Here is a 20,809-nt window from a genome sequence, read left to right on the forward strand (position 1 = left end):
CCGAGTCTTTAATCGCCCCGCTAGCAATTTCTACATAGTATTCGGTACTTGGTGCGAGGTCAGCGGTAGGATTAATGGTGACAGTAGAACCACTGACGGTGACGTTAGCTGATGTGACATCAATGGTTTCAACAACTGAGTTGTCGGAGACTTTCTTGATGACAATATTGCCAGTGCCTTTTTGTACGGCTTCACTCAAGGTGACAACTAAATCAGCAGCAACTGCAATATTAGTGGCGTTGTCTGCGGGGGTGAAACTGGCTGCTGTCGGTGGTGTGGTGTCAGCTACGGTGCTGAAATTCCAAGTGGCAGCACCTGTAGTACCGGCATAATTGTTACCAGCTAAGTCTTTAATTGCACCAGCGGCAATTTCAACGTAGTAATCTGTACCCTCAACTAAATTTGCTGTGGGATTAATGGTGACGCTACTGCCAGTAACTGTGACGTTAGCTGAGGTGACATCAATGGTTTCCACCACTGAGTTGTCGGAGACTTTCTTGATGACAATATTGCCAGTGCCTTTTTGTACGGCTTCACTCAAGGTGACAACTAAATCAGCAGCAACTGCAATATTAGTGGCGTTGTCTGCAGGGGTGAAACTGGCTGCTGTCGGTGGTGTGGTGTCAGCTACGGTGCTGAAATTCCAAGTGGCTGCACCTGTAGTACCGGCATAATTGTTACCTGCTAAGTCTTTAATTGCACCAGCGGCAATTTCAACGTAGTAATCTGTACCCTCAACTAAATTTGCTGTTGGATTAATGGTGACGCTACTGCCAGCAACTGTGACATTGGCTGAGGTGACATCAATGGTTTCTACAACTGAGTTGTCGGAGACTTTCTTGATGACAATATTGCCGATGCCTTTTTGTACGGCTTCACTCAAGGTGACGACTAAATCAGCAGCAACTGCAATATTAGTGGCGTTATCTGCGGGGGTTAAACTGGCGGCTGTCGGTGGTGTGGTGTCAGCTACGGTGGTGAAATTCCAAGCTGTTGGGTCTACAAGACCGGCATAATTGTTACCTGCTAAGTCTTTAATTGCACCAGCGGCAATTTCAACGTAGTAATCTGTACCCTCAACTAAATTTGCTGTTGGATTAATGGTGACGCTACTGCCAGCAACTGTGACATTGGCTGAGGTGACATCAATGGTTTCTACAACTGAGTTGTCGGAGACTTTCTTGATGACAATATTGCCAGTGCCTTTTTGTACGGCTTCACTCAAGGTGACGACTAAATCAGCAGCAACTGCAACACTGGTGGCGTTGTCTGCGGGGGTTAAACTGGCGGCTGTCGGTGGTGTGGTGTCAGCTACGGTGGTGAAATTCCAAGCAGTTGGGTCTACAAGACCGGCATAATTGTTACCTGCTAAGTCTTTAATTGCACCAGCGGCAATTTCAACGTAGTAATCTGTACCCTCAACTAAATTTGCTGTTGGATTAATGGTGACGCTACTGCCAGTAACTGTGACATTTGCTGAGGTGACATCAATGGTTTCCACCACTGTGCCGTCGGTTTTCTTGATGACAATGTTGCCAGTGCCTTTTTGGACTGCTTCACTCAAGGTGACAACTAAATTAGCAGCAACTGCAACACTGGTGGCGTTGTCTGCGGGGGTGAAACTGGCGGCTGTCGGCGCTGTGGTGTCAGGTGTTTGCTCTTCATAGGCACCGATATCAACTGTACTATTCACGATTCGGCTGTAACCTGTCCCGCGCTGATCTAAGGTTAAACTACTGGCGTTAGCATTAATACCAGAATCGAGGGCGGGGCTACCGGCTTGCAAAGAATGGGTTTGAGTAGGGCCACCATTGTTAGCTAGGGCATTTAAGAGAGCATTGAGGGGACTTCCACTTGTGCCTACTTTGGTACTCGTTGTAAAGCTGGTGCTCCCTGTATTATTACCAATTAAGTTGCCACCACCGTCACTGAATGTACCAGCTACATCAGGGTTTTTAGTAGTAGGAGAACTATCAGTATTTCCAGCAATAATGGTATTTCTGACTGTCGTTGCACTTCCACCTACATTAAGAACTCCACCACCGTTCCCTGTGTTGTTGGCATCACTATCAGCCGTATTATTAGTAATTGTTGAGTTGACAATCGTGGTATTGCCTCCGCTATAGGTGATGATAGCTCCCCCATCATTTCTGGCGGTATTAGCAGAAAATGTTGAATTGCTGATGTTTGCGGTGCCACCACTCATAGTAATAGCTGCGCCGCTTGCTTGCGCTGAATTAGCTGTAAAAGTGCTATTATTAATAGTTAATTGACCACTGCCATTAAAAATGGCACCTCCATCAGATAAACCTTGATTGTTGCTAAACGTGCTATTATTTATTGTTGCTATAGCACCGCTATTAAGGTATAGTCCCCCGGCCGAACCGCCTGCTGAAGTTAGACCATTACTAACAGTAAGATTATCTAGGGTTAAGTTACCGCTGGAGTTAACATTGAAGATGCGGAAACTGGGTGCTGCTCCGCTGCGTGTAATTGTGGCTCCATTGCCAGTAATTGTTAATGTGCCACCAGTGCTGGTACCTAAAATTACTGGTAAACCATTATTGCCTCCGGTTGTATTGTTCAGAGCTGTTAGGGTGTAGGTACTGCCGGAAGCTAGGTTAATAATATCATTTGCTGCTGTGCTATTAGCTTGGTTAATTGCCCAAAGTAATCCTCCATTCAAACCGGAACCTGTATTCGAGACATCTCCTGGGAGAACAGTGTAGGTAGCTAACACGCCACTGTAAGCTGATAGGGCTGCGGGTTGGAATGGTAGCCAAGTAGCAATTTTGCCGATTTGTACGTCTAAGTTCCAGTTTCCTCCTAGTCTGATGTTCCCTATTTTTGTGCTAGAAGCTGCGACATTGGCGCGGGTGATTTCGGCAATGCGATGAATGAAAGCAAGTCCGATCGCGCCTGCTGCAACATTGCAACCATATAAAAGGAAATCGGCTTTTGAAGAGAGAGCCTTTCCCCACTGTTGCAAGTGTTCGAGTTTTTTTTCTAACAGCTCTTTATTAAAGATATCTGTACCCAGATTTAGCGTGCCGGAACTACCGTGAGAAACTACGTGAACTGCCGCAATATCACTTTCCCCCGCCAGTGCGTGGGTAATTTGTTCAATGCCACTACGCTTGTCATCTAAAATGACTATTTTGGCGTTAGCATCTGCGCCTTGGATCAGGCTTTGATAATCTTGTACAGAGGAGTCAACGAAAATAATTTGCTTGTTCATGGTTGGTACGTTCATAATTCCTGACATCCTTGATATCTATATATTGTTTACATCCAAGTCCGGCCGGGGTTTCAACCCCCGCCTCAAATCTTAAGTGATCCCTATGATGACTGAAGAATTTATTAGTTCTATTGCTTAAATAAATCGGGCGGTAAAATTGTTAGCCCGTTCCGCTGGAGGATTAAATAACCTGGAAACATCCAAGGCGTTACCGCGAATTAGTAGCTCGATGCTGTCCATAATTCAAGCGATGTTTCTGATACAGCAGATCACTTTGGCTTCGGGAAATAGTGCCAGGATTAATGACAGTTTGCTGCATCACAGGCGATTGGTGTCGCCGATCGCTTCTTTTTCCGCTTGTGGCTGGTAGTCAGCCGAAAAGATACTCATAATCAGCGTCGGTTTTAGTTCAGGGGAAATAAACACGGAACACTGATTGTTTTGGGTCACGGCTGACAGCATTCGATCGACTGGCACCCCCAACAGGGGAAGTCATAGCGCTGTGAAACCGGGGATTTTGTCGTAGTAGTGCAGCCAGTAAAGTAGAGCCTGAGCGGGGTAGTCCTGATATGAAGTGGGATCTCACTGGCTTCGCGTGGGAATGAATGTACGTAACATAGATGCAAATTTAATATATCATACTAAAGACATATTTTTTCTACCATATTTTTATTTAACACTTCGCAACACAACATCCAGGTTTACGATATCTTTACAATTTAGACATCGTGGGTTGGCTTTCCCTATCTCTATCATTGCTTCCGGCTTCTGCCTCTGTAAAGTCGGAAAAGTCGGATCTTAAAGTCGGAAAAGTCGGATCTTTTCCATGAGGACATAATTTAGGCATCCAAAAGAGGCTGTGGGTATGAGGGTTTATTTTTTTTAGCGGATTTTTATTGGCTATTTTGCCAGACAGCATAAAGTTTGACGATATCTTGAGAATCTAGACATCGCCTTTGTTAATTACTCTGGAATTTTTGACCGCAGATGGTGGCGGATATACGCGGATGGACGCTTCGGAGTGTTGATTTGGATTTAAGGACGATCGCCCTTTGTGGTCTTTTGTGTACTTAAGGGATCTCGCACTTTTATTGATTCCTTGAATCTGCCGCCAATTTCCGATATTTATTTGCGAAAACGCCCCCGAATGCGATCGACAAACATATCAACTTCCGGCAACTTCATTTGACTGACAAACAGGGCAAAAACCCCTAACCCTACAAAACTTGCCACACTCAACTGCACTAATTGAATTACTAAACCTTCAGTACCCAAAACTCTTTGACAGCCTTGCAGAGTAGCCAATGTAACGAAAGCAGTTACAGAACTGGCAGAAGTTAAGCCCAGAAAAGGCAAACTCCACTCCCCCCAAGGCAGGCCACCCAGCTTTTTATCTAATAAGTACAAAAGCATAATCATCGAAACAAGATTCACTCCCACCGTCGCCAAAACTAATCCGGGCGCGCCAAAAGCTCCAACTAACAAATAATCCAAAAGACCGTTTAAAAAGATATTGATAATACTGATGCGAAAAGGCGTTTCTCCGTCTCCCAAAGCGTAAAATACCCGTACCAAAACGTCGCGTCCCAAATACACAAACATTCCAATACTGTAAGCCATCAATATCGGCGTGACAAACTCCGAGGCCGATCGATCAAAAGCATAGCGTTCGTAAACCACGCGGACGATCGGCCCGGCAAGTGTTACCATTAAAGCGCTCAGCGGCAGCATCGTCAGGGCCGTCAAAATTAAAGATTGACGAATTCGAGCTTTTAATTCCGGCCAATCTCTCGGATCGGTGAGGCGAGAAAATATGGGGAGAAATGGCACTAAAATTACATTAGAAATGATGCCTAAAGGCGTCATAACTAACAAGCCACTGTAACCCATCGCAGAGGCAGCTTGAGGGATGTAGGATGCGAAAAATAGGTCAGTATAAACATTAATTTGCAGCATTCCTGATGATAAGGTAGCAGGAAGCATCACCTTAATTACTTCTGGCACTCCCGGCCGTTTAAAATTAAACCGCAAGCGCAATGTTCCCAAGCCGGCGCGCCACTGTGCCGCTAGTTGCACCAACCACTGCAAAACTGCGCCCGCTAAAGTTCCCCAAGCTAACACTAAGCCGCCAATTAGTGCGAATTCTGGCTGAATAATTTTGTTTCCGATTTGCAGTGCGAGAATCCCCAAACCGCCGACAAGTGCAACGCTGGAAAATAAAGGGCTAATCGAAGGCAACCAGTACATATCGGCGGCGTTGAGAGTGCCGAAACCAATGCCGATTAAGCCTGAAAGTAATGCCATCGGTGCCATAATCCGAAATTGCTGGACGGCAATTGCTTTAATTTGTAAACCTTCGGCTGTTCTATTTAATCCCGGTGCCACCAAATCGATCAGCGGATCTGCAAAAATAATTAAAGCGATCGTCACCAACAGCAACAAGCCGCCGACTAAGGTGGTGATAGTCTCGACTAAGGGTGCTGCTTCTTTTTTATCCCGGCGGGCTAAAACACTGACTATGGCGCTGTGAAATGGCCCGTTAATCCCTCCCAGCAAAATAAATAAGAAACCAGGGATGACGTAGGCGTAGTTGTAGGCATCGACGGCGACACCGACTCCAAAGGCTGCGGCGATCGCAATTTGGCGCACCAATCCAAAGACTTTGCTAATTAGAGTGGCGACTGCGACAATGCCGGCAATCCCTGCGAGGGAACGAGAGGGCTTCTGTAATTGGGACACAAATGGTTACAAACGCTAGTGCTAAAAGGATTCACTTATTTTAATCGCGAATCGGGAGAATCATATCATGAACTGATAAAACTTCTAGGGGGAATTGCGTTTATACCAATTTTATCGATATTACTGACTTGCGGAAATTCAATAATCGATCGGGACTATTCGTCCTAACTACCAACCGCCGTTTCGTGCTATGATGCTTCAATCTAAAATCTAAAATCTACAATCTACAATCTAAAAATGATGAAACAAATGAGTTAATAAAAGCAGAAAAATAACATAATAGTTGATAACTTATGACTGATTGTGTTAGCTCCCAGACTTATTTAAAAAGTTCGGAACCAGGTATTCGGTTATAGGTATAATCTACAATCGAGAATCTAAAATCTAAAATCTAAAATCTAAAATCGAATGACTGACTTAATTTACAAATATCCTCCTCTTTTACCCGGAATTCTCATCAAACGTTACAAGCGATTTTTTGCCGAAATCGAACGAGATTCGGGAGAAATCATCACCGCGCACTGTCCGAATACTGGCCCGATGACAGGTGTTTACATTCCGGGCAATCCAGTGCTAGTATCTCCCAGCGACAATCCTAAACGCAAGTTAGCTTATACTTGGGAATTAATTAAAGTTTGCGACACTGTGCCAACTTGGGTGGGAGTTAATACTGGGCTGCCAAATCGAGTAGTTAAATTAGCTTTGGAATTGAAATTGTTTCCAGAGTTGGGCAATTATAGTTTAATTCAACCGGAGGTTGTTTACGGCAGTGATAAAAAAAGTAGAGTGGATTTTTGGCTAACTGGTGAGGAAAAACCGATTTTTCTGGAAGTGAAAAATACAACTTGGGTAAAAGAGGAGTTGGCTTTATTTCCCGATACAGTGACGGAGAGGGGACAGAAACATTTGCGGGAATTGATAGAAGTTGTGCGGCAGGGTTCGAGGGCTGTAATGCTGTATTTTATCAATCGCGGGGATTGTACTGATTTTGCTCCGGGAGATAGTGCCGATCGCCTTTACGGAGAATTGTTCAGACAGGCTATAAGTGAAGGTGTAGAGGTTTTGCCTTGTCGGTTTGATGTGACACCGGAAGGTGTTCGGTATTTGGGATTAGCAAAACTGGATCTACTAACCCCTAAATTATAGGTTTAAATTGCCTGCATTTCTCGATCGATCTCGACACTAGCCACGCCCGGTACTGTCTTTAGTCCTTCTAGCTTCGATTGAGAAACTTCTCCAATAACGATACCAATCACAGGCAGTACCTCATCCACTTTCATTCCCGCCGATTCTAAGGCAGTGACAACCGATTGAATTACCGATATGTTTTGGTCGTCAACACTCACTATGATGCGCTGTACTTGTTCGTCAGACATATTTAGCATCCTTTGGAGCAAATCCATTGCGCTATTGTAAATTGTCTTCTGTTAGATCCCCGCAGGCTTAAAGTGCTGCGGGGATTTGGGTATTCTGCATTACGGAGCTTGTACTAAACCGCTTCCGACACGAGTATTTGGCAAGGGTAGCGCCATAGCATAGGAAGTCAGCAATTGCCAAAGTTCAGCACCTCGTTTACCAGTCGATTCGGCATACAGGGCCGCGAGCCCAGCCACGTGCGGTGTAGCCATGCTAGTGCCATTGTAAGCAGCATAACGCCCTTGCTCCATAGGCACTGATGAGTATATTTCCACTCCCGGAGCGGCGATATCGACTTTAGCCCCTGGAAATATGCCAGATTTAGCCGAGAAGTCAGCCACTGCCTCGCAGTTATCGATCGCTGCAACAGCCATAATCGACTGGCTATTGGCTGGTTGTCCGACGCTTCCTCCGGTTCGTCCGTTATTGCCGGCTGCTGCCACGATCAGACACCCATTTTGCAGCGATCGGCGGCCGACAGTTTCGTAAGCAGTAGACGGTGTTCGAGTGGGGTTTCCTAATGACATCGAGATCACTTGACAGCCGTTGGCGATCGCCCATTCCATCCCGGCGAGAATCCAGCCACTAGCGCCACTACCGGCATTGCTCAACACTTTACCGACATAAATGGTCGATTCGTAAGCGATCCCGTACCGCCGGCCGTTCAGATCCTTGAACCCGCACGCTGTCCCAATGCAGTGCGTGCCATGACTGTTGACATCTTGTACGTCCTCCCCTGGTACGAAGGACTGCGATATGATCGATCGGCCCGCGAAGTCAGGATGCAATAAATCCATCCCCGTATCCAGCACCGCAACTTTCATTCCGCTACCAGTCAGCAGAGAATTCATCACCTTCGTTGCCTTCAAACCCCAAGTAGACTCGATATCATCAGCAAAACATCGTGGTTTCTTGATTTCTGCTACCTCTGTATTAGTGGCTTTGTCGTACAGGTTATCCACCGCATCGCGATAGCCCCGCAGGTAATCTGCCGACAACCCATCGCCAATGGCGTAGAAAGTGCGCTCTGGTTCGATCGCCAGAATAGCCGAATCCTCTCCCGCTGATGTCATGACGCTGCTGAAAGCCTCTTCGTCTAAGGAAACAACGGCAACGCCGAGAGTAGGAAACACCGCTCCCCCTGCAGCTTCAATTTGGCTCAAGTCTAGAGCAGAGTCCGCGAAATCGGAAGCATTTGCCAGTCCTCTGATACCAGTTTGGTCGCTCAAGAGGTCTAATCCTTCTGTCACTGCATCTTCGCCGAAAGTAATAATGTAACGCCCTGTTGTTGCATCGGCTTGGGCAGTTTCTGGGATGGGAAAACTAGGTTGTTGAGACATAAAATACCTCTTATTGAGTATTTGACGGTTTGACTGGGATGAGAAATCTCTGACAGCTTTTATGACATTGATTTCTCTTCAGGTTGAGTTGTCGAAATTAAGCTGTCTTGCTCCTGATGAAACCCGGTTTTTTTTTGTTAATTCAATTAGCTTTGGATAATGCGTTTATTTGCAAAAGAGAGTTCTTTAATCCCAAGGCTGTTTCATTTTCCAAATCTAAGCTTGCAAGGGCAAGTGACAAAACTGACTTAATCTAATTGCTGCGAAATTCTCATTTGTAGGACTTACGCTGCATTCCTTCTATTTTGACACTATGTGTACTTGTATGGTGCTCTTCGGCGCACCATACAAGTACAGTCTTTGCATAAGTCGTATAATAACAGTGGCTAGCTGTTAGTTACCAGTCGCATAATCGAGGGACTTGCATAAATTTTATTTTTGTGTTAATCGAAGTAGAGGCTATTGTAGAGATTGGCGATCGGCGAAAAAGAAAGTGACAGTCAATCGACTTGAGATTTGAGATTTAAGATTGAAGAAAATGTTTAGTTGATAAATTACCTGTCAACATCAGGCGATGTTTCGCTTACAATACACTATGTAGCATCAAATAAAAAAGAGCGATCGCACTATGGGAATGACCCTGACCGAAAAAATCTTAGCCAAAGCATCAGGCCGCACTAAAGTCGAGCCCGGAGAAAATATTTGGGTAGAAACAGACGTGTTGATGACCCACGATGTCTGCGGCCCCGGCACTATCGGCGTTTTCAAACGCGAATTCGGTGAGAATGCTAAAGTCTGGAACCCAGACAAAATCGTCCTCATTCCCGACCACTACATTTTCACCAACGACGAACGCGCTAACCGCAACGTCGATATTCTCCGCGATTTTGCGAAAGAACAAGGGATAAAATACTTTTACGACATCACGGATCGATCGGACTTCAAAGCAAATCCCGACTACAAAGGAGTTTGCCACATCGCGCTAGCACAAGAAGGCCACACCAGACCAGGGGAAGTGCTCTTCGGCACAGATTCCCACACCTGTAATGCCGGCGCTTTCGGACAATTCGCCACCGGTATCGGCAATACAGACGCGGCTTTTATCATGGGAACCGGCAAACTGTTAATCAAAGTTCCCGCAACCATGCGCTTTGTGTTTAACGGTGAACTGCCGGATTATTTGTTAGCAAAAGACCTAATTTTGCAGATTATTGGTGATATTAGCGTTGCGGGTGCTAACTACCGGACGATGGAATTTGCCGGCGATACAGTTGAACGTTTGACGATGGAAGAACGGATGACGCTGTGCAATATGGTGATTGAAGCTGGCGGCAAAAACGGCACGGTTGCGCCGGACAAAACTACGTTTGATTACGTTACTTCGCGGACTGATAAACCCTTCGATTCATTTTACAGCGATGGGGATGCTAAATTTTATAGCGATCGCACCTACGATGTCACCCAATTAGAACCAGTCGTCGCCAAACCGCACTCTCCCGACAACCGCGACTTAGCGCGCAACTGTCGCGATGTCAAGATCGATCGAGTTTACATCGGTTCCTGCACCGGCGGCAAAACCTCCGACTTTCTAAATGCCGCCCGCATTCTCAAAGGAAATCAAGTCAAAGTTCCGACGTATTTAGTACCAGCAACTCAGAAAGTTTACGAAGATTTGTTTGTCACAAAATACGATGGTCAAACGCTTTCGGAAATCTTCTTAGCTGCCGGCTGCATTGAACCTGCCGCGCCTTCTTGCGCCGCTTGTTTGGGCGGGCCGAAAGATACTTTTGGGCGGATGAATGAACCAGAAATTTGTGTATCTACAACTAACCGGAATTTCCCCGGCCGCATGGGGAATAAAGAAGCGCAAGTTTATCTCGCTTCGCCTTACACGGCGGCGGCTTCGGCGCTGACTGGGTATGTCACCGATCCGCGCGAATTCCTGTGTTAGAAGTTGCTTTTTACCCGTTGTAGGGTGCGTCAGACTTTCACTCTAGAATTTATCGAGGGTTTCGGATATGACGCACCTTATATTATGTTCGATCGATTAGTTTCGATCTGGGCGGGGGCGGGTTTATTGTATTGTCGATTCTAGGCAAATACTATTGGTGAACCCGCCCCTACAAGACATAGAATTAGATCGTAACCGATCGATTTATCTTAAATTAAATGAACAAGCTAGGTGAGATTTGAAAATAATCGCCGAGTGCCTTAGCTTGTGCTTTGCTAATTGATCGCTTGCCGTTGACAACTTCAGATACTACGCCGCTAGATCCGATGATACCTACCAAGTCTGCTTGGCGGGTGCCACTGGATTCCATGATATGTTGCAAAATCTCATGAGGTTCGGATTTGTCTACCGGATAGTTTTCTGTCTCGTAAACTTCTATCAAAGTGACTAACAACTTGTATAAAACTTTCTCCTCTGGAGTGAGGTTTTTAGCAAATGTTAGCCTTTCTGCAACTGCCAGGAGGCGATCGTATTCTTCCTCAGTTTCGATCGCCTTGGGAGCAATTTCTGCGAGCAAGTTGCTGTAAGTCGTTCGGTCAAAAGTTAGGGTCATTTTTCCATTTTTCTTGGTCGTAGTCAGAGTGGGTTAGGAAATATTTGTAGAAAACAGTTTGGTTCTCATAGTTAATCCCAACAATCAGGCGATAGTCGTTGCCTTTGATATTAAAGACGGTAAAGTTTCCTACTGCTTCGGCATCCCGATAAATTTTGCGAACATCCTCCAAATTATGCCATTCTGCTTTGTTGACAGTTTCTTTCCAAATCTCAATTTGGTTTTTGACATCCGGGTATTTAGCAGCATTATTACGGAGGTTGCGGAGCGAAATTAGGTGCATTTGTTTTTAGCTTTTTAGTGGTTTTGTATTGCATCTCTTTCGCTTCCATAACGTGGCTTATTCAATCACTTTATACAGGACTTACTCACAGATTTTATCTATAGCAATCCTTGCAAGAGTCGTAAACTTTTTACCCCACCCCAACCCTCCCCTTGGTAAGGGGAGTAAGAAATTCACAAATGATGCGAGGATTGCTACAGCGGATTCCAGGTTTATAAAGTACACCCCAGAAACCGGGTTTCTTCTGGATTTCTCGCCAGAAACCGGTTTTATTCAAGAAACCCGGTTTCTCTGTACTTCACTTACCTGGAAAGTGCTGTATATAGAGCGATCGCTGTCCACCAGAACTCTACAGGTGATCTCAAAGTTCGGTTATGCAGGGTAATACCAAATCCGGGTTAGGCATCCCCTTTATTGACCAGGAATTTCAAAGGTGGTACCCGCCACGTGATTTATCCGTGCAATCAATTCTTTAATCGAAAATCGAAAATCACTTATTGCCCCCGCATTTATCTCGCGCAAGTCAATCGAAAATCGAAAATCGAAAATCGAAAATCGATTGACGGAATATTTATAACAGGGGTGGTAAACTCGGATTTGGTATAAGTCCTGCTTGTATACTCATACTCTCATTTTGAGAGGTAAGTGTCAAGGGTCGATCGGGTAAACATTTTTTAAGCTGCGTAGGTGAGTTGTGTTTGTGCAGTACGCACTGTGCACCCTACTTGAATTGACAGGAGATTTACTTTGAAAACACTATTTTTGGCTTGGCAAAGCCCGGACAGCGGTTCTTGGTTTCCGATTGGTCGATTGACATTTAACGGCAAAGAATACCAGTTCAATTATACAAATGGTGTTCTAGAAGCGAAACTTAAGTGCGGGTTTCAACCCTTGCCATCTTTCCCGGATTTCCATAATGTTTACACTTCACAGAAACTGTTTTCGTTGTTTTCTAATCGAGTGATGGCCCGATCGCGCCCTGAGTACCCTGAATTTGTACAGTGGTTGAATATCCCTGAACACGAACATGACCCAATTGCTTTATTGGCGCGCAGCGGAGGCAAACGGGCAACTGATAAATTTGAGGTATTCCCTTGTCCCGAACCCGATGAAAATGGACGTTACTTTATCCATTTTTTTGCAGATGGACTGCGATACCTTTCAAAGTCGGCAATTGAACGGATTAATCGGCTTAAAGTGGGCGAACTTTTGTATTTAGCCCACGAATTTAAAAATCCGCGCGCTTCCCGTCTGCTTCTGTGTACTAAAGATCACTGGATTGTTGGCTATTGTCAGCGCTATCTTGTGGATGATATTTTTGAAATTATTTCGCAGCATCCAGAATTGGTTCGCGTACAAGTCGATCGCGTCAATCAACCCCCAACGCCGCTACAGTTCCGCTTGCTATGCAAGATGACTGCCGATTGGCGAGACTTTCGCCCCTTCCAAAGTCGGATGTACCAGCCGATTAGCAATGATGTTTTAGCTGCAAGTGCGATCGGATAATCAGCAACAATAAGTAAAATTACGATCGCAGAATTAGGGAAGAAGTCAAGTTAATTGTTGTGAATTGAATACAGAAGATTGCACAATTTATACAAATAATTAGCTTAATCTTGACATTTTTTACATAATGGAGTATGTTTGAGCTAATTTATCGATTCCTAATTTCGCATTCTCAGTTAAGTCCATACAATTTGTGAAAATTAGAGCTACAGATTGCTAATGATTTTGATTAGTCTTGTTGCGCTAAGTGAAACAAATTCGAGTTCTAATTTTTATATTGAGAACTCGTATGGGTGTGAAATTAACCGATTAGAAAATTGAGACAATTGTGAGTATGAACAAAAAAATAAAGATTGGGGTTGCTGAAGCTTTTGGTACTTTTGTGTTGGTATTAGGTGGATGTGGCAGTGCGGTTTTAGCTGGAGATAAAATCGGCTTTTTGGGAGTTTCGATCGCCTTTGGTCTATCCCTCTTAATCATGGTTTATACCATCGGCCCTATCTCTGGATGCCACATTAATCCGGCGGTAAGTATCGGTTTAGTAGTTGCGAAACTGATCGATGCTGTTTTGCTTCCTTATTATATAGGAGGTCAGATTGTAGGCGGAATTTTAGGCGGTCTTGTTTTGTACATGATAGCATCAGGAAAACCAGGATTTGATGCGGCGGCTTCGGGATTTGCATCTAACGGTTTTGCAGAACATTCTCCCACTGGTTACGGACTTTTGGCAGCAGCTTTGACGGAAATTGTACTAACTGCTTTTCTGTTATTTACCATCATGGGTACTACCCATCCCAAATATCCCGTCGGTTTGGGCGGAATTCCCATCGGCTTGATGCTGGTGTTGATTCATTTAGTCGGAATTCCCATAACCAATACTTCAGTTAACCCAGCTAGAAGTATCGGTGTCGCACTTTTTCAAGGCGGATGGGCAATCCAACAGTTATGGGCGTTTATTGTATTCCCTGTGATCGGTGGAATTATCGGCGTTTTGGCTTATAATTTCATTAAACCCACTCTGGAAGAAATTTGAGCGAAAATCATAAATAAACCGGGTTTATTGAATTTTTTAGGGTGGTAGAATTCATCCGGCAACTTAAGAAACCCGGTTTGTCGATCGCACAACTTGATAAAATTGCAAGTATATTGCAAGTATTCGGTAAATAGGTGCCATGATTACGATCGTGATGGGAGTCTCAGGTTCTGGCAAAACTACTGTTGGCAAGTTGCTGGCGCAATCTCTCAATTGGGATTTCAGGGATGCCGACGATTTTCACCCATCAGCTAATATCAATAAAATGAGTCGGGGCATTCCTTTAGAAGATGCGGATCGCCTTCCTTGGCTATTACAATTGCAAGCTACAATAGACAGGTGGCTGTTAGAAAATAAAAATGTGGTTTTGGCTTGTTCTGCTTTAAAAACATCTTACCGCGAAATGCTCTACCGAGACCAACAGCGGATGAAGATAGTTTATCTAAAATGTTCTTTTCAGCTATTAGCCACCAGGTTAAAAACTCGCGAAAACCACTACATGAAAGCAGACTTGCTGTTAAGCCAGTTAGACAGTCTCGAAGAACCTGAAGATGCAATTATCATAGATGCTTCGCAGCCACTAGAGTTAATCGTGCGCCAAATTATATCATGTCCGATCGATCGCCCATAATACCATTGCCGGGGCGGGTTTTTGAGATTGTCCGTTTTTGGCAAATATTATTAGTGAACCCGCCCCTACAGGAATCAGGGTAATCGATGGGACATGATATGATGTGCGGTTAATTGCCCCCAATAAAACCTATAATACTAAATCGAGCTTAAATACCAGTTTATTTCTTAGTCCCTCTTAACTAGGGCAAGAATTTGTATAGTAGCTATTTCAAACGGCGAGTCTTAGCGAGGGTTTTTAACTCGGATTTAGTATAACAGTATTTTTTTCCTAGCAACCGAGTTTATGAACCAAAATTAGCCCCCTTTCCGTTTCCAGACTGATAGGTTGGCGGCCCTAATTTTTGTACAAATATAAGAAAGCTTCTACTTCAGCCGCAGTAGGTTGAGATATAATTGCCCCCGGTTTCATCGCTGTCATCGCACCTACCGCACTGGCATAAGTTACAATTGTTTGGGCTATTTTGGGGTCGGCTAAATTCTTAATTCCATGCTTGCACAACTGTCGCACAAAACCAGCCAGAAATGCGTCGCCTGCACCTGTTGTATCCTCAACATCTACTGTAAATGCGGGGATTTTTCCTTCATTTTCCGAGATACAATAGGCGCAACCTTTCTCGCCCGCAGTCACCAAAACGCCTTCTACGGAATCGAGACGGTAGGTAATTGCTCCAGCATCGGTAGTGTCAAACAACCATTCGGCTTCTTCCTCAGATAACTTGACAAAATCAACTTTTTTTAATATTTTTCTAATGCGCGCTTTTGCTTCGTCTGGATTTGGCCAAAACACGGGACGCCAATTGATGTCAAGTATAATTTTAACGTCGTAGTGTTCTGCTAGTTCGATCGCTCGGACGATCGCCTCTCGACTTTCAGGATAAGCTAATTCTAAAGTACCTAGCACTAAATATTCGGCATTTTCAAACAGCACTTCGGGTAGTTGTGCAGCGAGGAGGCGGGTGTCGGCAAAATCCGCAGTATCAAATTTGCCAAAACCGGCAAAATTTCGATCGCCCGCTTCATTCCGCAAGACATAAACTTGCCGCGTCGGCGCACTTGGATGTCGCTGCAATCCAGCAATATCAACCCCTACTTCTTGCAATACCTGCACTAGAGAATTACCCAATTCATCCCCACCTACAGCCCCGATAAATCCCGCCGCCGTCCCTAATTTAACCAAAGCACAGGCAACATTAGCAGGAGCACCGCCGGGATATGCCGTCCAAGATTCTACCTCTTCGAGAGATACTCCTGGTTTGTCTGCTAAACAATCAAATAAAACTTCACCCAGACACAGAACGCGAGGATAAGTCATGTCTATTTTAGATTTTAGATTTTAGATTTTAGACCAGCAGTAGACAGCTCAAGAATTATTTTTAACCGATCCCAGAAAAATTGCAAGCTATATTTTAATAGCTGCTCCTATAATACCAGACTTATTGATACTGGCAGTTACTCGCTCAACGCACAAGTGCAGTGCGGCGTATCAGTTGTTTTACCTGAAAACATCTGCGGGTTTGGCCCGGATGTCAGATGCGCGCAGGTAAAGGGCTCACCCGCCACCGGAAGGGTGCCAGCAGTGCAAGTCGGTGCGCGTCATGCTGTGTCAGCGCTGAGTTTGCACTCTTGGCGATTCTGCAGGCGAGTTGGTGCTTCGGGCCCGAAAGAGTAGCACAGCAAATTTAATTTTCTCTTCATACTCGATCCCTCATCCTTTAGAATTGTAGATAGGTAAATATGCAGACATAGGAAAAATTTATGAGTGGGATTGTCTCTGGGACCCCTGTCACCCTTTCGGACAGAGAATTGCAAGTGGTAGAGTTAGTAGCAGCGGGATTGACTAATGAGAAAATCGCCGAAAAGTTAGAGATTAGCAAGCGTACAGTTGACAACCACATTAGCAATATCTTGAACAAGACGCGGGCTGACAATCGAGTTACGCTTGTACGCTGGGCTTTGCAGTGGGGAAAGGTATGTTTGGACAATATTAACTGCTGTCCTCTACCGCGGCCGATCGATAAAGAAGTATCTTAAGTAGGGATTTTGGTTGGGGACAGGCAAAGAAATGATGCAAACGGCACAAGAAAAACAACTCCGCTATCAAATTCAAAGCCCTGGATTGCCGCTGGCGGTGTATCGCGAAGTGGCGATCCATTTGCGTCAAGTTGAAGGGGTGCAAACCGGTTTAATTCCGCAGCAGTCGCAGCGGTTTGATTACTACGACAGCCAAGTTGGGGGTTTGTGGATACAGTATCCTGAAGGGTTCGATTTGGCAGGTCGCGAGCGGGTCGATCGCATTTTGGCTTATTATGGCGATCGTTACGGAGCCTGGGAATTATTAAGTCATTAGTTATTGGGAATTGTTAGCTGTTGACTGTTGACTGTTAACTGTTGACTGTTAACTTTTAACTTTTAACTAATAACTAATGATTAATGACTACTGACTACTGACTACTGACTACTGACTACTGACTACTGACTACTGACTACTGACTACTGACTAACAAAATGAGTGCAATTAAAACTTTACCGGGAACGCGGGATATTTTGCCCGCTGAAATTCAATATTGGCAAAATATAGAAGAAGTCGCTAGAACCATTTTAAAAAAAGCGGCTTATCGAGAAATTCGGACGCCAATTTTTGAACAGACATCTTTATTTGAACGCGGCATCGGAGAAGCTACCGATGTCGTGGGCAAAGAAATGTACACTTTTAAGGATAAGGGCGATCGATCGACAACTTTGCGTCCAGAAGGCACCGCCGGAGTAGTCCGAGCTTTTATTGAACACAGTTTGTACGCGGCGGGAGACGTACAGCGCCTGTGGTATGCGGGGCCGATGTTTCGCTACGAACGCGCGCAAGAAGGAAGACAGCGGCAGTTTAATCAAATTGGCGTGGAAGTCTTGGGGAGTGCGAATCCTCGTGCGGATGTCGAAGTAATTGCGATCGCCTGCGATATCCTGCAAACCCTCGGTTTAAAAAATTTGCGCCTCGATATTAATTCTGTCGGAAATAAGCAAGACAGACAAAATTATCGGCAAGCATTAATAGATTATTTTACACCGCACAAATCCGAATTAGACGCCGATTCTCAAGACCGCTTGACTCGCAATCCGCTGCGGATATTGGACAGCAAAAATCAGCGGACTCAAGAAATTGTAGCTGGTGCGCCGAGTATTTTGGAATATTTGGGAGAGGAATCGCGATCGCACTTCGAGCAAGTGCAGCAAATGCTCACAAATTTAGGAATTAGCTATCAGTTAAATCCCCGATTAGTGCGTGGTTTAGATTACTATACTTACACCGCTTTTGAAATTATCTCCGACGATTTGGGAGCGCAAGCCACAGTTTGCGGAGGCGGCCGGTACGACGGTTTAGTCAAGGAATTGGGCGGCCCAGATACGGCGGCAGTAGGTTGGGCAATGGGTATCGAAAGGTTGATTATCCTGCTGCAAAAGTTGCAACCTTTGCCCGTTCCCAAGCAGGATTTCTATTTGGTATCTAGGGGCGAAAAAGCCGAACAGCAATCGGTATTGTTAGCTCAAAAATTGCGAAGTGCCGGGTTTAGTGTCGAGATAGATTTGAGCGGTAGTGCTTTCGGGAAACAGTTTAAAAGGGCCGACAGAAGCGGTGCTGTTGCGTGTTTAGTTTTGGGAGATGCGGAAGCTGAAAACGAGACGGTACAATTGAAGTGGTTGGCGAGTGGTGAACAAAGTGCGATCGCCCAATCAGAACTACTAGCAATGACAAACGAGCTACAGCAGAAGATAATTGCTGCATATTAAGTCCGGCAGGGAATGAATTCCCTGCCTCAAAGCTAAAGTCCTCTTCAGAGGACTAATTATTTTAACAGTCTTCTTCTCAGTCCTCTTCAGAGGACTTTAGCTATTAGCCAGGGGTTTCAACCCCTGGCGGACTATCGGCTTAAGTCGTTACTAATTGGCTCTGCCCGGTAAGGCAGATCCAGAGGATCTGCCTCGTCATTAAGCCATTAACATGAATCCCAAAAACCAAGAGATATAATTTAAGCATTAAAACATTTAACCTCTGATAAACTATGTCTGTAGCAACTAAAAATCATGAAACAAAACTCACAATCACCTGGCCGCTACTACCAGAAGATTTCCAACTACCAGACGACCCCGTGGAAGACGAAAGCCAACCATTATTAGCCGCCGCTTTGCGCCAGCCGCTAACAGCATTTCCTGAATTAATCCAGGATGCCTTAATTGTTTCCAACTTTGCCTTGTGTGCAGGAATAAGTTTCCCAGGTTCAAGCAGCGACGAACAGCGCATTATCTGCAAAGCACCAGATTGGATGTACGTGAAACCCGTCAATCCAAAAAATGTCTCGCAAGTCCGCCGCAGTTACACGCCGCACACAGAAGGAACCATCCCTCAACTCGTGATGGAATTTCTTTCAGAAACCTATGGAGAAGAATACTCCGTTGAATTTACCTCGCGGGTGGGAAAGTGGTATTTTTACGAGCAAGTAATCAAAGTCCCCCGATACGTCATATTCCGAGCCAAAACAGCTCATTTAGAAGTTTACGCTTTAGAATCAGAGCACTACAACTTGCAAAAACCTGATGAAAACGGACGTTATTGGATACCGGGATTAGACTTGTTTTTAGGAATGTGGGAAGGAACGCACGAAGGGAGAACAGGCTGTTGGCTGAGGTGGTGGGATGCAGAAGGCGAGTTGTTGCTGTGGTCAGAAGAAAGAGCCGATCGCGAACGACTCCGCGCGGAAAAATTGGCCGAAAAACTGCGTCAAGCCGGGATCGAGTTAGATGATGAAGAGTGAAATATCAATTGATGAGTCGAGTTAGACTATATTTTGATATAATTAGTATCTTGTGGTGCTAGCATTCAGCCAGCCCTTGTCCTACTGCGAACTAATATGTTACTCGAACGTCTCAAGCCGATCGCCTGGAAAAAAAAACCCCAACTGATTTCATTATTTTCCGGTTGTGGCGGTATGGACTTGCCATTCCACAAAGCCGGATTTGAAGTAGTTTGGGCGATCGACTCCAATAAATACGCCTGCAAAACATTCAGCAGAAACATTGCTGATGTCATCGTCAACGACAGCATAGAAAATATAGACATTGCACAAGTTCCCGAAGCAGAAATATGTATAGGAGGGTTTCCTTGTCAAGACTTTTCCATGATTTGGAAGCGCCCCGGACTTGAAGGAACCAGAGGCAATTTATATACATACTTTCTCGATTTTGTCAACAAAAAACAGCCCAAAGCTTTTGTAGCAGAAAATGTCAAAGGTTTATTAAGTGCGAATAATTATCAAGCAATAAAACAAATAATTTCTGACTTTGAAAGTATCGCTCCCGGCTACTTAGTTAAACCAAAACTCTACAACTTTGCGGATTACGGAGTTCCCCAATTTCGGCAAAGAGTTTTATTAGTTGGAATTCGGATGGATACAGGATTTAATTTTGTGCATCCTCAGCCCAAATACGGTCAAAATCGTGAACATCCCTATCGCACAGCAGGTGAAGCACTCAAAAATGTGGAAAAAGTGGAATATAATCAGGAACATCAGAAAATTCAGCCTCGAACCATTGAAATTTTGAGTCTAATTAACCCCGGAGGGAATTTTACTGATATTCCTAAGAATAGTCCCTACTATGTAAAAGGCATGATCAGTCACGTTTATCGGCGAATTCATCCAGATAAACCCTGTGCTACAATTATTGCTGGTGGTGGTGGTGGTACTTGGGGATATCATTATCCCGAACCCCGTTCATTGACAAATCGTGAAAGAGCTAGGTTGCAAACATTTCCCGATGATTTTGTTTTTGAAGGTTCTATTACTGAAGTAAGAAGACAAATTGGCAATGCAGTTCCGCCAGATGGAATAGTTGACGTTGTTGAATCTCTGATTCCGCTATTTAAAGGGAATTATCCGAAAGTGGATTTATACAATTTAAATCAAAAACTGCAAATGATGTCAATTAAGGAACGCTTACAACACGCAGAATTAGAGGCTGCACAACAGCCATTACAATTAACATTAACTTTTTAGTGAAGTGAGGTAA

19 protein-coding genes are annotated in these 20,809 nt (G+C 44.6%); 10 read left to right on the forward strand and 9 right to left on the reverse strand.

Going from position 1 to position 20,809, the window contains the following annotated elements:
* The 4 genes from QT984_RS16535 to murJ all read right to left on the reverse strand — a co-directional run.
* Positions 1 to 3,253 (reverse strand): Ig-like domain-containing protein (locus tag QT984_RS16535; RefSeq protein WP_333374475.1); only part of this gene is annotated, 3,253 nt, incomplete at its 3' end.
* 303 nt (positions 3,254 to 3,556) lie between these two features.
* A complete protein-coding gene (locus QT984_RS16540) occupies positions 3,557 to 3,700 on the reverse strand; it encodes a hypothetical protein (protein WP_333205302.1) in 144 nt (47 codons plus the stop codon).
* Positions 3,648 to 3,824, reverse strand: coding sequence for a sulfotransferase (locus QT984_RS29825; RefSeq protein ID WP_333464721.1), 177 nt, complete (start codon positions 3,822 to 3,824; stop codon positions 3,648 to 3,650). The genes QT984_RS16540 and QT984_RS29825 overlap by 53 nt, the downstream gene beginning before the upstream one ends.
* A 539-nt stretch (positions 3,825 to 4,363) precedes the next feature.
* Positions 4,364 to 5,977, reverse strand: a complete 1,614-nt coding sequence (gene murJ, locus QT984_RS16545) for a murein biosynthesis integral membrane protein MurJ (RefSeq protein WP_333210817.1) — start codon at positions 5,975 to 5,977, stop codon at positions 4,364 to 4,366.
* A gap of 408 nt (positions 5,978 to 6,385) precedes the next feature.
* Here murJ and sfsA point away from each other — a divergent pair, with 408 nt between their 5' ends.
* Positions 6,386 to 7,123: a DNA/RNA nuclease SfsA gene (gene sfsA / locus QT984_RS16550; protein ID WP_333315003.1), complete on the forward strand. Its 738-nt coding sequence runs from the start codon at positions 6,386 to 6,388 to the stop codon at positions 7,121 to 7,123.
* Between the two features lie 2 nt (positions 7,124 to 7,125).
* On the opposite strand, the gene QT984_RS16555 is transcribed toward sfsA, so the two are convergent.
* Positions 7,126 to 7,353 (reverse strand): hypothetical protein, encoded by a 228-nt coding sequence (locus QT984_RS16555; protein WP_333058199.1) that lies wholly within the window; start codon positions 7,351 to 7,353, stop codon positions 7,126 to 7,128.
* 99 nt (positions 7,354 to 7,452) lie between these two features.
* The gene (locus QT984_RS16560; protein WP_333374477.1) at positions 7,453 to 8,733 is read right to left on the reverse strand and encodes a S8 family serine peptidase; all 1,281 of its coding nucleotides are present in this window, start codon (positions 8,731 to 8,733) and stop codon (positions 7,453 to 7,455) included.
* Between the two features lie 628 nt (positions 8,734 to 9,361).
* On the opposite strand from QT984_RS16560, the gene QT984_RS16565 reads away from it, so the two are divergent.
* Entirely contained in the window at positions 9,362 to 10,684 is a 1,323-nt protein-coding gene (locus QT984_RS16565) for a 3-isopropylmalate dehydratase large subunit (protein ID WP_333058197.1), read from the forward strand.
* Positions 10,685 to 10,898: 214 nt separating this feature from the next.
* Here the strand turns inward: QT984_RS16565 and QT984_RS16570 are convergent, their stop codons facing one another.
* Both QT984_RS16570 and QT984_RS16575 read right to left on the reverse strand, forming a co-directional pair.
* The gene (locus QT984_RS16570) at positions 10,899 to 11,297 is read right to left on the reverse strand and encodes a transcriptional regulator (protein WP_333058196.1); all 399 of its coding nucleotides are present in this window, start codon (positions 11,295 to 11,297) and stop codon (positions 10,899 to 10,901) included.
* Positions 11,281 to 11,580, reverse strand: a complete 300-nt coding sequence (locus tag QT984_RS16575) for a type II toxin-antitoxin system HigB family toxin (protein ID WP_333232233.1) — start codon at positions 11,578 to 11,580, stop codon at positions 11,281 to 11,283. Before QT984_RS16575 ends, QT984_RS16570 begins: the two co-directional genes overlap by 17 nt.
* Positions 11,581 to 12,327: 747 nt before the next feature.
* Between QT984_RS16575 and QT984_RS16580 the strand changes: the two genes are divergently transcribed.
* The 3 genes from QT984_RS16580 (at position 12,328) to QT984_RS16590 (ending at position 14,750) form a co-directional block, all read left to right on the forward strand.
* Positions 12,328 to 13,086 carry a DNA-binding protein gene (locus QT984_RS16580; RefSeq protein ID WP_333058194.1) on the forward strand — a complete coding sequence of 253 codons (759 nt, stop codon included), beginning with the start codon at positions 12,328 to 12,330 and terminating at the stop codon, positions 13,084 to 13,086.
* Between the two features lie 334 nt (positions 13,087 to 13,420).
* Positions 13,421 to 14,119, forward strand: a complete 699-nt coding sequence (aqpZ, locus tag QT984_RS16585; protein WP_333058193.1) for an aquaporin Z — start codon at positions 13,421 to 13,423, stop codon at positions 14,117 to 14,119.
* Positions 14,120 to 14,258: 139 nt separating this feature from the next.
* Complete coding sequence (locus tag QT984_RS16590) at positions 14,259 to 14,750, forward strand: gluconokinase (RefSeq protein WP_333232235.1); 492 nt, start codon at positions 14,259 to 14,261, stop codon at positions 14,748 to 14,750.
* A 336-nt stretch (positions 14,751 to 15,086) separates the two neighbouring features.
* Here QT984_RS16590 and QT984_RS16595 read toward each other — a convergent pair whose 3' ends face one another.
* Positions 15,087 to 16,064, reverse strand: coding sequence for a carbohydrate kinase (locus QT984_RS16595; RefSeq protein WP_333058191.1), 978 nt, complete (start codon positions 16,062 to 16,064; stop codon positions 15,087 to 15,089).
* 443 nt (positions 16,065 to 16,507) lie between these two features.
* On the opposite strand from QT984_RS16595, the gene QT984_RS16600 reads away from it, so the two are divergent.
* From QT984_RS16600 to QT984_RS16620, 5 genes are all read left to right on the forward strand, one after another.
* Positions 16,508 to 16,783 (forward strand): photosynthetic electron transport-dependent transcriptional regulator PedR, encoded by a 276-nt coding sequence (locus QT984_RS16600; RefSeq protein ID WP_006633901.1) that lies wholly within the window; start codon positions 16,508 to 16,510, stop codon positions 16,781 to 16,783.
* Positions 16,784 to 16,817: 34 nt separating this feature from the next.
* The gene (locus QT984_RS16605) at positions 16,818 to 17,099 is read left to right on the forward strand and encodes a hypothetical protein (RefSeq protein ID WP_333058204.1); all 282 of its coding nucleotides are present in this window, start codon (positions 16,818 to 16,820) and stop codon (positions 17,097 to 17,099) included.
* A 158-nt stretch (positions 17,100 to 17,257) separates the two neighbouring features.
* Positions 17,258 to 18,535 (forward strand): histidine--tRNA ligase, encoded by a 1,278-nt coding sequence (hisS, locus tag QT984_RS16610; protein ID WP_333314997.1) that lies wholly within the window; start codon positions 17,258 to 17,260, stop codon positions 18,533 to 18,535.
* Between the two features lie 272 nt (positions 18,536 to 18,807).
* Complete coding sequence (locus QT984_RS16615; RefSeq protein WP_333374479.1) at positions 18,808 to 19,557, forward strand: Uma2 family endonuclease; 750 nt, start codon at positions 18,808 to 18,810, stop codon at positions 19,555 to 19,557.
* A 96-nt stretch (positions 19,558 to 19,653) separates the two neighbouring features.
* Complete coding sequence (locus tag QT984_RS16620) at positions 19,654 to 20,796, forward strand: DNA cytosine methyltransferase (RefSeq protein WP_333374481.1); 1,143 nt, start codon at positions 19,654 to 19,656, stop codon at positions 20,794 to 20,796.
* The last annotated feature ends 13 nt before the right edge of the window (positions 20,797 to 20,809 follow it).

It is taken from the genome of Microcoleus sp. Z1_B2 (assembly GCF_036700325.1).
In the GTDB taxonomy this organism is placed as follows: Bacteria; Cyanobacteriota; Cyanobacteriia; order Cyanobacteriales; family Microcoleaceae; genus Microcoleus.